Source organism: uncultured Mailhella sp. (assembly GCF_905187505.1).
Taxonomy (GTDB): domain Bacteria; phylum Desulfobacterota; class Desulfovibrionia; order Desulfovibrionales; family Desulfovibrionaceae; genus Mailhella.
The window spans coordinates 1-10,694 of sequence record NZ_CAJJIC010000084.1 but is presented as its reverse complement, the minus strand read 5'-3'; the positions used below and the strand labels follow the sequence as shown (position 1 = coordinate 10,694).

Annotated in this window: 9 protein-coding genes; 1 reads left to right on the top strand and 8 read right to left on the bottom strand. The window is 61.2% G+C overall.

Features of this window, described 5'->3' with window-relative positions; translation table 11 throughout:
* The 4 genes from QZZ60_RS08160 to QZZ60_RS08145 all read right to left on the bottom strand — a co-directional run.
* A partial coding sequence (locus QZZ60_RS08160; RefSeq protein ID WP_295640367.1) for a 4Fe-4S dicluster domain-containing protein occupies window positions 1-1,169 on the bottom strand: 1,169 nt, incomplete at its 3' end.
* A gap of 514 nt (window positions 1,170-1,683) precedes the next feature.
* A complete protein-coding gene (locus QZZ60_RS08155) occupies window positions 1,684-3,159 on the bottom strand; it encodes an SLC13 family permease (RefSeq protein ID WP_295640365.1) in 1,476 nt (491 codons plus the stop codon).
* A gap of 70 nt (window positions 3,160-3,229) precedes the next feature.
* Window positions 3,230-4,912, bottom strand: a complete 1,683-nt coding sequence (locus QZZ60_RS08150; protein ID WP_295640363.1) for an FAD-dependent oxidoreductase — start codon at window positions 4,910-4,912, stop codon at window positions 3,230-3,232.
* A complete protein-coding gene (locus QZZ60_RS08145) occupies window positions 4,909-5,157 on the bottom strand; it encodes a ferredoxin family protein (RefSeq protein ID WP_295640361.1) in 249 nt (82 codons plus the stop codon). The genes QZZ60_RS08150 and QZZ60_RS08145 overlap by 4 nt, the downstream gene beginning before the upstream one ends.
* Before the next feature lie 165 nt (window positions 5,158-5,322).
* Between QZZ60_RS08145 and QZZ60_RS08140 the strand changes: the two genes are divergently transcribed.
* Window positions 5,323-6,831: a sigma 54-interacting transcriptional regulator gene (locus tag QZZ60_RS08140; protein WP_295640359.1), complete on the top strand. Its 1,509-nt coding sequence runs from the start codon at window positions 5,323-5,325 to the stop codon at window positions 6,829-6,831.
* Window positions 6,832-6,860: 29 nt separating this feature from the next.
* Here QZZ60_RS08140 and QZZ60_RS08135 read toward each other — a convergent pair whose 3' ends face one another.
* The 4 genes from QZZ60_RS08135 to QZZ60_RS08120 form a co-directional block, all read right to left on the bottom strand.
* Window positions 6,861-7,724, bottom strand: coding sequence for a metal ABC transporter permease (locus QZZ60_RS08135; RefSeq protein WP_295640357.1), 864 nt, complete (start codon window positions 7,722-7,724; stop codon window positions 6,861-6,863).
* Window positions 7,717-8,511, bottom strand: coding sequence for a metal ABC transporter ATP-binding protein (locus tag QZZ60_RS08130; protein ID WP_295640355.1), 795 nt, complete (start codon window positions 8,509-8,511; stop codon window positions 7,717-7,719). Before QZZ60_RS08130 ends, QZZ60_RS08135 begins: the two co-directional genes overlap by 8 nt.
* Window positions 8,501-9,406, bottom strand: coding sequence for a metal ABC transporter substrate-binding protein (locus QZZ60_RS08125; RefSeq protein ID WP_295640353.1), 906 nt, complete (start codon window positions 9,404-9,406; stop codon window positions 8,501-8,503). The genes QZZ60_RS08130 and QZZ60_RS08125 overlap by 11 nt, the downstream gene beginning before the upstream one ends.
* A 510-nt stretch (window positions 9,407-9,916) precedes the next feature.
* Window positions 9,917-10,573 (bottom strand): GntR family transcriptional regulator, encoded by a 657-nt coding sequence (locus QZZ60_RS08120; RefSeq protein WP_295640352.1) that lies wholly within the window; start codon window positions 10,571-10,573, stop codon window positions 9,917-9,919.
* Window positions 10,574-10,694: the final 121 nt, after the last annotated feature.

Below are 10,694 nucleotides of genomic sequence, written 5' to 3'. Positions count from 1 at the left end.
CCAGCCAGCAGGCGATGGCTGAAGAGCATGCGGTTGTCGAAGATGAGGTCCTGCAGGTTGCCGCGTTCGGTGGCCATGACCACGGCTCTGTGGGTGGTGTTGAGAGGCGTGATGGTGCGCTCGGGACGGGGCACGAGGGTGATGGCTCCGTGATTGCAGCCGCGGGTGCACACGCCGCAGCCGAGGCACAGTTCGGCGTTGAAGTCGATGTGCCTTTTTCCTTCGGCGTCACGTTCCATGGTGAGGGCGTTCACGGGGCAGAGCTGGACGCAGCGGCCGCAGTTGACGCAGGCGGACTCGTTTCTCTGCATGATGAAGTTTGAGTGGATGGTCTGCGTCATCTGGAAGCGCTTTACTGCTCCCAGAGCCTCGCAGCAGCAGCCGCAGCAGTTGCAGATGAAGTTCACGCCCTGACGGACGTTTTCGCCGAACTGCACGAGATTGTGTTCCCAGGCCTGATGCAGAAGTTCCATGCACTCGCTCTTGCTCACCTCGCGCGCATGACCGTGCTTGATGAGCGAGTGGGCCGCGGTGTTGAAGGTCATGCAGATGTCCATGGGAGCGTCGCAGGCCGTGCCGAGGTGCTGCTTCTTGTGGCGGCAGTAGCACATGCTGATGCCGCACTGAGAGGCCGTTTCAATGACGTGCGTGGCCTTTTCCCAGTCGAGAATCTCCATGGCGTAGGGTTCCTTCACCGTGGGCTCCTGCACGAAGACGCGGCCGAGGCCGGTGTCGCCGGTGACGAAGAGTTCGCGCATGAAGTCCTCTTCCACGTTGATGTACTGGTTGAAGAGCTCGGCGAGGGTCTTCTGGTCGACGTCCTGACGCACGCGCATCATGGAAAATTCAAAGAATCCGGCCATGGGCGGGGGCAGGCAGTACATCTGCTCGCCGTGATTGTCCATGTCCACGAGCATGGCCCGGCTCGCCAGATTGTCCAGAATCTTGTGAGCCTCCACTTCGGACATTTTCCAGCGCTTGGCAGCGTCGGCCGCGGTGAAGGGCTTGATGGGCATCTGCGCCACCAGATCGGCTTCCTTCTCCGTGAAGAGCATTTTCAGGATGGAATAGAGCGTTTCCGATTCCGGCGCGCCCTGGGGAAAGCGGTTGAGTCTGTCGATCATGCGTCCGTAGGCGGACTGTTTTTCAAGCATGAGGTGATGTCCCACAGGCAATCTCCTTGTATGGTGTCGGAGCGAAAGACAAGCCGGTTTCCGCAGTGTCGGCCATGGAGTCGAAGGGGAGGGAAATCGGTTCTGCAATGTCGTGACGGACGGTGAAAAAAAGCGTCTGCATGATTCTGAACGCGTCGTCACGACAAGGGTCATGCGCTCAATTTGGCAGAAGGAGTGTAGCGCGTTGCGGAGAAACATCAAGCCAGGAACCGGGTGTTTCTTGCCTAACATGGGGAATTGCAACGTTTTTTTATGTTGATATAATTTTGTATCATAAAAGCGTCTGCGTTTTGGAGAGAGACGGGCATGGGCGCAGAAGCGGGCAGCGCAGCATCGGGACGGAATATCATCCGGGTCAAGGGAGGCCCGTCCGCCTGGTCCGGTACGGTTTTTGGGGGGGCTCGTCGGAGCGCGTAAGGCTTTTTTGCTCCTGCCGACGAAAAATGCCGCGTCGCTCCGGGACGCGGCATTCAAAAGGACGGGGCCTCGGGCGAGGAGGCAGGAAGGCTCAGCGGAAGACGAGCGGCCCCAGAGTCATGCCCACGAGCCATGCCAGCATCATGCAGATGATCAGCAGCGGGATGGAGACCTTGAAGAAGTCGCCGGAAGTCACGTAGCCTTCCGAGCCCAGCAGCGCCGCGGCCATGGGCGGAGAAGAGAAGGGGAACATGACGGCGAGATTGGCGGACATGCCCACGGTGACGCTCACCGTGACGGGAGGCAGGCCGTTCTGGGCCGCGAAGCTGGCGGACATGGGTACCAGCAGGGAAATGACGGCCACGGGATTGATGATCTGCGCCATGACCGCGCAGACGACGATGAGCGTGAGCCAGACAAGTTCGGGCGAGAGGCCGGTGAGCAGACCGCCGAGCAGTTCGCCGAGCCAGGTGTCGATATGGCTGTCGATCATGACCTGTCCCAGCATGAGCGCGCCTGCGATGAAGATGATGATGTCCCAGTTGACGGCCCTGACGCCGCTTTTCCAGTCCATGGCGAAGGAGACCTTTTCTCCCGCGCCCACGGGGATGAGGAAGAGCGAGACGCCGGCGACGATGGCGATGAACGGGGTGTTCAGCAGGGAGGCCAGAGTTTTGAGGCCGAGGAACGAGCAGACGGGCTGACCGAAGCTCCAGCAGAACAGGGCGACGACGAGGACGAAGAGAGAGATTTTTTCCTTGCGGGACATGGGACCCAGGGCCTTGAGCCTGTCGTGCACGACGTCGAGGCTGATGCACGAGCCGTCCTGGGAACAGCGGCGGATGTAGAGGAACCAGCAGACGACGATCATGGCCGCCAGCCACGCGAGGGCGAGCGGGAGGCCCATGGCCGACCATTGCCAGAATTGGATGTCTTCATGGACGGCCGAGGCCACGAGGCCCATGACCAGCAGGTTCGGCACGCCGCCCACGGGAGTCCCGCCGCCTCCGAGGTTGGCGCCCGCGCCGCTGCACACGACAAGGGCGCGGGTGAGCATGTCACCGGGCTGGGCGTTCATGCTTTTGCCGAGCTCCACGGCAATGGTCGTGAAGAGTATGGCAACGGGAATGTTGGGCATGATGGCGGAGAGGATGCCGACGGAAAAGCCGTAGATGACGAGCAGCTTTGAAGGGCTGTGATTGACCCATGAGGAAGTGACCATGGAATAGGTATAGCGCTCGATGAGACGGCTTTCCTTCATGGCTCCCAGCAGGAACATGGAGCCTATCATGATGAGCATGGTGGGACTGCCGAGGAAGCTGATGGCCTTCGGCAGGGGAAGGATGCCCATGAGTATGCACAGGGGGATGCCAAGCAGGGAGGTCAGGGGCAGGGCGAAGGCGCCGGTCACCCACCAGGCGATGATCCAGAGCACGAGGGCGAGGCCCTTGAGTCCCTGCGGCCCGAGCGTTTCCGGGGCGGGGCAGCAAAGAACCACGGCCGCGACGAGAGGGCCGGAGACGATGCCTGCCAGATGTCGCGCAAGAGAGTATCGAGGTCGTTTCATGAGATGATCCTTTGGCGTCGTTTCAGCCGGGAGGCGGCCGCCCGGCTTCGTGTCCCGGGCGGCCGGAAGGCTAGATGCGCATGTCGCGCCAGGCGGTGACCACGCTTCCGTCATCTTTTTTGAAGATGTCCAGCATCTTGGTGGAAAGAAGCGGATTGGTGAAGGTGTAGTCGGCGCGCTTGTGCAGGCCGCGGCTTTCTTTGCGTTCCAGGGCGGAATGCATGATGGCTTCGGCGCAGTCGAACAGATCGAGCACCTCTGATGCGCGCATGAGCTCATGGGCGGTCGTGGTGCGGAGGAGGGCGTCGGTTTCGGCGCGAAGCTGCTTCAGATAGGCGAGACCGGCGTGGAGCAGCGTGGCGGAGCGCACATGATACGGGCCCACGGCCGCATAGTCGCTCATGATCTGGGTGAGCGCGATGTTGGCATCCTTCCAGTCCGTGCCGTTGGAGCGCTCCATGAACGAGGAGAGCTGACGCATTTTGGCCTCGATGGCGGGATTCTGTTCAAGAGGCGTTGCGGAGAGAGCCGGAACGTCGCTGGCGGCCGCCCTGCCTGCGCGCCAGCCCAGCCATGCGGCGAAGGCCACGCCGCTGCCGAAGTTGCCCGAAACGTCGCCCGCCGCGTACAGGCCGGAGAGCGTGGTGCGGCCGTCCTTGTCCACGTCCAGGCCACGGCCCATGAGTATGGGCTCGAAGCGGGTGAATTCCACGGCGTGCCGGGCCGGATCTATGCCCTTGTCGTCCATGTAGTCGAGCAGCGCGGAAAGTCCTTCGTCGAACATGGCCTTGCGCATGTAGGCGAGGTTTTCCGGCGTGTTCTGCGAGCAGTCCAGATAGGCGGGGCCGCGACCGTTCGCCATGACGTCGAGGAAGGCCGTGTTCCATACGTCGGACGTGGGATCGCCGTATTTCGGGTCGGGCTTCGTGACGAAGGGGCCGAGGGGGGTCCCGTCGGGATAGCGGTACACGCCGATCCACGTTCCCTTGCCCGCGCGCTGGAAATACTTGGTTCCCGCGTGGCAGAAGGGCAGTTCCATGTTCACCATGGCAGCGCCGGCCCGCCAGCCCAGCGCCTGACCGCCGGCGTTGTTCGGGCAGTGGGAGGTGTTGAACAGAAAGTTGGGAGTGGTGGCGTTGACGTAGAGACGATGCGTGAGACCGGTGGCGATGATGACGTTGGGAGCCTTGACGAGCACGAAGGAAGGTTCTTCCCTGCTTGTGTCCAGGGCCAGAGCTCCGCAGATGCGGCCGTTTTCCGTGGCCAGTTCCACGACGGGATGATGGTTGAGCACCGAGACGCCGTGCTTGTTCATCTGCTCGGCCAGGACTTTTTTCTGGTTTCTGCCGTTCATCTTGAGGAAGGGACAGGGCATGCCGGGAAGGGTGTGTCCTTGGAAGTTCCAGTGACCGAGCGGCCTCATGTCGATGCCCCACGATTCCCATTTCTTGACGAGATCGAAGCTCTCAAGAAGCTGAAGGCGGATGAGCTGCCTGTCCTTGCCGAGACCCACGAAGCTGTGCATCATGAGATCGAGCAGCGGTTCCACGTCGTCGCCGTGGACCTCGGGAATGTAGCAGACGAAGTGATCGTTGCCGGAAGCCCCCGAGCCGGAACGCCGGGTATGGCATTTTTCCAGGACGAGTACCCGCTTTGCGCCGCTTTCCGCCGCGGATATGGCCGCCATGGCGCCGCCTATGCCTCCGCCGACGATGGCCACGTCGGCTTCCAGAATGCGGGATACGGGGATCATCGTTCTACCTCCTGGCCGAGCGTGTCGGCGTTGACATGGAGCAGCATGAAGCTCAGCGGGATGTTCAGCCTGACGGCATGATGCGGGCAGTCCATGACGCAGGAGTTGCAGTGCCAGCATTCGTCTGGATACTTGATGCGGGGAATGGCGTCCGTGGCGCGGTCGAAGACGAAGATGTCGGAATTGCAGATGTCCGCACACGTCCCGCAGCCCACGCATTTTTGGGGATCGATGACAGGGGGCATGGAATTTCTCCTTGCTTGAAGTGGAAATGCACCTTGCAGGAAGCAAGAAGTATGCCATAATAAAAAATTAGTGATAACAAATGGATATAATGTTGTCTCTTGACACGTTGTCGTAAATTTCCATAGTATTATAGAAAAAAGCATGAAATTTTCGAGGAGAGAGCCATGCCGTTGTCTATGGAAGGCGATGTGGAAGAGAGGCTTTTGGAGCAGGACGCGGCTTCATGCGGCATCATGTGCCGCATGGGCGGGCTGGAGAAGGCCCTTTTGCTTCTCCAGCAGCGGCTGCATGACGCATGGGCCGTGGACCGCATCAATGTGATCTGCGTGGCGCAGGATCTCAGCGTGTTCTTTCCCGTGGCTGACACGGGGGTGAGGGAATACGGAGTGGTGCGGCGCATGCCCGGAAGGGAGCCGCCCATGCTGCTGCCCGACCAGCTCCGGGAACCTTGTGTCGTCAACGATCTGGAAGGGCATTCCGATTTTCTCGAAGCGGTGTTCGAGAGCCGGCAGGTGCCTCTTTTCCACTATGCTTCCATGATTCGCCTGCCGCTCTTCATCTGTGAGGAATACATTTTCCAGATACACTTCTGGAGCGAAAGGCGGAACGCCTTTGGTCAGGCGCTCGTCGGCAGGCTCCAGAAGCTGACGGAGCCTCTTGGCGAAGCGCTGCGGGAGCGCTTTTCCTCTCTGGTTCCGTCGTCTTTTTTCGTCGCGTCGGGAGAGGGGGAAGGGGCGCTCCAGCGTTGTCCTGCGCTTTCCGGAGTGCGTCAGGCGGTAACGCGCGTGGCTCCCACGCGGAGTACGGTGCTCATTCTCGGCGAATCGGGCGTGGGCAAGGAAAGCGTGGCAGATGCCGTACATGCGCTTTCGCCGCGGAAGGACGGGCCCTTCGTCAAGGTGAACTGCGGCGCCATTGCAGAAACGCTGATCGACAGCGAGCTGTTCGGCCATGAGCGGGGAGCGTTCACGGGGGCCGGCGCCACGCGTCCGGGCTATTTCGAGGCGGCGTCCGGAGGGACGCTTTTTCTGGACGAGATAGGAGAGCTGCCGCTCTCGGCTCAGGTCCGTCTGCTGCGGGCCCTCGACAGCCGCAGCATCATGCGCGTGGGAAGCTCCAGAGCCATTTCCGTGGACGTGCGCCTGATAGCCGCCACCAACAGGGATCTTCGCCGCATGGTCCGGGAGGGCTCGTTCCGCAGGGATCTGTATTACCGGCTTGCCGTATATCCCATTTTCGTGCCGCCGCTCCGGGAGAGGAAGGAGGACGTCCGCGCGCTGTTTCTCTACTTTCTGCAGAAGAAGTCGCAGCAAATGGGCATTCCCTTTCCGCCCGCGTGTCCTGCCGGGGAAATGGAGAGGATACTGTCCTACCCCTGGCCGGGGAACGTCCGCGAACTGGAATTCGCGGTGGAGCGGGCCGTCATCGACGCCCGGGCCGGGGAGCACGAAGGGCTCGTGCGCTTTGATTTTCTGGATGAGGGAGAAGAGAAGCCGAGAGCCGGGGGCATCATCGACGACTGGCCCACGCTCGATACGCTGAAGAGCCGCTACGTCGCGCTGGTTCTGGAAAAAACGGGCGGCCGCCTCAGCGGTCCGAAGGGCGCCGCCGCTCTGCTCGGCGTGCATTACACCACTCTTTATGCGTATCAGAAAAAGGCGGAGCGCCCCTGATGGACGCGCGGGGACGCTCCGTCTCCGGCTTATGCCTGGCGTTCGTTGCGCACGGATGAGACCACCACGCTTGCGACGAACCAGGCGCAGCTGACGAGGATGATGGTTGCCCCCGTGGCGGTTCCCATCCAGGGCTGGACGGAAAGCGCAAGGCCGGTCACGGCCGAACTCAGGCTCACAAGAATGGCCCACCAGAACATGCCGCCGGCGCTGCGGGCGAAGTTTCGCGCAGAGGCCGCGGGGACGATGAGCATGGCCGTGACGAGCAGCACGCCCACGCCCCACACCGAGAACATGACCACAAGTGCAAGCAGCGCGGCAAAAAGGTATTCGAACAGGGCCACGGGCACGCGGTGCGCCCGGGCGATGATGCCGCTCGTGCTTGCATAGAGCAGGCGGTTGAAGGCGACGATCTGGAAGAGCACGAAGACCGCAAAAAGGGCAAGCAGCCAGAGAATGTCGGTTTCGGTCATGGTAAGGATGTCGCCGTAGAGAAACTGCTGAAGGTCTCGTGCAATGGTGTTGTTGCGGCTCACCACGGCAAGGCCGGCAGCCACCACGGCGGAGAAGACCACGCCGATGACGGTGTCGGAGGGCAGGGCGCTGAAGCGCTGCATGAACATGATGATGAGTCCCACGGCAAGTCCGAAAAGCGGCATGGAAATGTGGGGATTCACGCCCAGCACCAGACCTATGGCCACGCCTGCGAAGGCGGAATGTCCCACGGCGTCGGAAAAGAACGCCATGCGGTAGCAGACCACCTGAACGCCGAGAGCCGCCGTCATGGGCGCAAGAAGAACGAGGGCCACAAGCGCCTGCTGCATGAAGCGCATGTCCATGCCGTCCAGAGGAAACAGGGAGGCCAGATGGAAGAGCCAGGAAAGATCAATCATGATGCTGTTCTCCGAGGGAAGCGTTCTGTCCGTTTCCGGCAGGCATGGCGTGCAGGTGGTCCTGTGCGCAGATGAGTCCCATGTGCATGCCGAAAAGCGTCTGCAGAACTTCGCCCGTAAGCACTTTTGCGGGCGGGCCCTGCGCGATGACCCGGCGTTTCAGGCATATGACGCAGGTGGCGTGATGGGCTACCATGCCGAGATCGTGGCTGACCATGATCTGGGTGAATCCCTGACTTTTGCGCAGATCTTCCAGAAGCTCGCAGAAGAGTCGTCCTCCTTCAAAGTCCACGCCCGCCGAGGGTTCGTCCAGCACAAGAAGTTCCGGGTTCTGCTGAAGCGCCAGTGCCAGCAGAACCCGCTGCATTTCACCGCCGGAAAGCGTGCCTACGCGACGTCGTATGAGATGCGTCGCATGCACCAGATCCAGCAGCTCGAGGGCCTGCTTTCTGGCCTGACGGGAAATGCCCAGCCACAGAGGGCGCTTCTGCACGCCCATGGACAGAAATTCCGCCACGGTGAAGGGCATGCCTCTGTCGAGACTCAGCTTCTGAGGCACATAGCCTATGCGCAGTCCCCGTCCTCCGCCGAGCGTGATGGTGCCGCGGTAGTTCACCTCGCCGAGCAGGGCAAGCAGCAGCGTGGTCTTGCCCGCGCCGTTGGGACCGATGAGCACGGTGCAGCTGCCGCGGGGAACGGAGGCGTTTACCTGATCAAGAATGTTGAGGCCGCTTCGCGTCACGCTCACATGATCGAAGACGATGGCGGGAGCATTGTCATTTTCCAAGAGCGTTCTCCAGCACGCGCAGATTTTCGCGCATGGTTGTCTGGTAATAGTCTGCGGGGGCGTCGGCCGGTCCACCGGCAACGGGGTCCAGGGAAATGCAGGGAATGCCGGCCTCGGCGGCAAGAGTTCTGCCCGTGCGGGCGGGATACTGGGGTTCCGTGACGACGACGGCCGTCTTTTTGTCGCGCATCACGCGCACCAGATCCAGCATTTCCCGTGCGGAAGGTTCCTGTCCTTCATGGGGCTGCACCACGGCGTCGACGGTCAGGCCCGTGTCGCGGGCCAGATAGCTGAAGACGTTGTGCTGCACAGCGATGCCTCGGCCGGAAATGCTGCGGCCGAGTGATGCGTAGTCGTCGGCAAGATTCAGAAGAGGCGTCTGCACGCGCTTTGCGTTGGCCTGATATATGGAGGCGTGCTCCGGATCCTTTTCGGCAAGCTGTTCGGCCAGCGATTCCGCCATGCGGGCCATCATGGCGGGACTTGCGAAGATGTGCGGGTTCTTGTCGTGTCCGTGCCCCTCATGCCCGTCGTCATCAGCGGGCAGAAGGTTGTCCACGCGGCTTGAAATGTCGATGATGACGGCGTCGTCCTTCATGAGCTGCGACATTTTTGCAGGCTCCCCGAGAAAGCTTTCCAGCCCGAGCCCGTTGATGACGAGGACGTCGGCCCGGGCGAGAGCGAGTCTGTCCTGCGGCGTCATGGAGTAGTCGTGCGGGCAGCCCGTGCCGGCGGGAAGAAGCAGGCCCACGGAGGTTCCGGGCACGTCTCTTGCCACCTGCCTGAGCAGAAGCCATACGGGGAAGACGGAAGCCACAAGTTCTCTGCCGGAAGCAAGGGCGGGCGAGGCAATGCCCAGCGCAAGGCAGAGCAGAAGAGAAAAAACGATTTTCATGAGCGATCCTGGGAGGAAGGGAAACTGTTCCCGTTGAGTGTGGCCGTGCGGCGGCAGGGACGCTGAACGCGGCGGGGACATGGCATGTCGTGCGCAACGGACGCGGCCGGAGAACAAAAGAAGCTTTAACGGGCGCCTCTGTCAAGTCTCGACAGGACGGCGCATCGCCGGAAGAGAAGGAGACGCAAAAATTTGCGTCGGCATTGACGGAAAAATGATACGTATTTTACGCAGCAGGTAAAGGGGAGAAGCCTTGGAGGCCGTCGGACGGATGTTTTCAGAACTCAGGGGCGGCCTCGAGAAGAGGAACCTTGTCACGGCATCGGGTCGGAGCTTTGCCGGGCAAGGACGGGCCTTTCTCCGTGCGGCCGAAGACACGATCAGGGATGTTCGGGGCGGTTCTTCGGTCTGGCGGATTTCGTCCATCGATGTTCCGCCCGGCTGCGGCGCCGGAGGTCGAAAAGCCGAGAGTCTCCTTCTCTGTGAGGAGGGAAGATCTCTGCGTCTTCCTTACGTTTTGCCTGTGCGTTCCATCTCCCGGCGTATGAGCTCAAGGCTGCTGAGAATGTTTTTTTTCAAGGCTGCGCAGAGCCTGGGGGCATCCTTTTCTCGAAAGGCCTGCAGAATGTCCCTGAGCTGCTCCATGAGAGTTTTCTGATCCTGCACGCCGCAGTAGCGGCTGTTCAGAAAGATTTCCACATGATCCGCGAGAACGGCCGCCGTGTTGAGAAGATGGGGCATGCCGGACATTCTGTACAGCGCGTAGTGAAACTCCCGGTCGGGATGAAGATGGCGGACGCCGTCGGACAATCCTTCTTCCATGCCGCGGAGCATGGTTTCAAGCTCGGCGCATTCTTTTTCTCCTGCGAGATTCATGGCCTCTGCCGCAAGAATGCACTCGAGCTGAACGCGAACGTCATAGATGTGCTGAATTTCCCGCATGCCGGGCAGCGCGGCCACTACGGCGCCCTTGTAGGGGAGATTCTGGATGAGACCCGAACGGTCGAGCCGCATGATCGCTTCGCGTATGGGGCCGCGCCCCACGTTGAGTCTTTCCTCCAGATCGGTCAGTACCAGACGCGTCCCCGGCAGAAGTTCTCCCCGGAGGATGAGTTCGCGAATGAGAGCGTAGGCCTGGAGGGATTTTATCGTGGGATTTCCTGCCATGCTCTTCACCTGCCGATGACGTTGGGGGGAACTTGAAGCGTAACCGGCTTTGGCATCGGCGTCCATCCAGGGACAGGTCGGTACGCTCGATCTTGAACTCCACGATCAGAGGTACTTTTCC

Excerpts from the sequence above, each read along its gene's own strand:
- QZZ60_RS08155 (WP_295640365.1), bottom strand. The coding sequence starts at position 3,159 with ATGAAACGACCTCGATACTCTCTTGCGCGACATCTGGCAGGCATCGTC.
- QZZ60_RS08150 (WP_295640363.1), bottom strand. The coding sequence starts at position 4,912 with ATGATCCCCGTATCCCGCATTCTGGAAGCCGACGTGGCCATCGTCGGC.
- QZZ60_RS08145 (WP_295640361.1), bottom strand. The coding sequence starts at position 5,157 with ATGCCCCCTGTCATCGATCCCCAAAAATGCGTGGGCTGCGGGACGTGT.
- QZZ60_RS08140 (WP_295640359.1), top strand. The coding sequence starts at position 5,323 with ATGCCGTTGTCTATGGAAGGCGATGTGGAAGAGAGGCTTTTGGAGCAG.
- QZZ60_RS08135 (WP_295640357.1), bottom strand. The coding sequence starts at position 7,724 with ATGATTGATCTTTCCTGGCTCTTCCATCTGGCCTCCCTGTTTCCTCTG.
- QZZ60_RS08125 (WP_295640353.1), bottom strand. The coding sequence starts at position 9,406 with ATGAAAATCGTTTTTTCTCTTCTGCTCTGCCTTGCGCTGGGCATTGCC.
- QZZ60_RS08120 (WP_295640352.1), bottom strand. The coding sequence starts at position 10,573 with ATGGCAGGAAATCCCACGATAAAATCCCTCCAGGCCTACGCTCTCATT.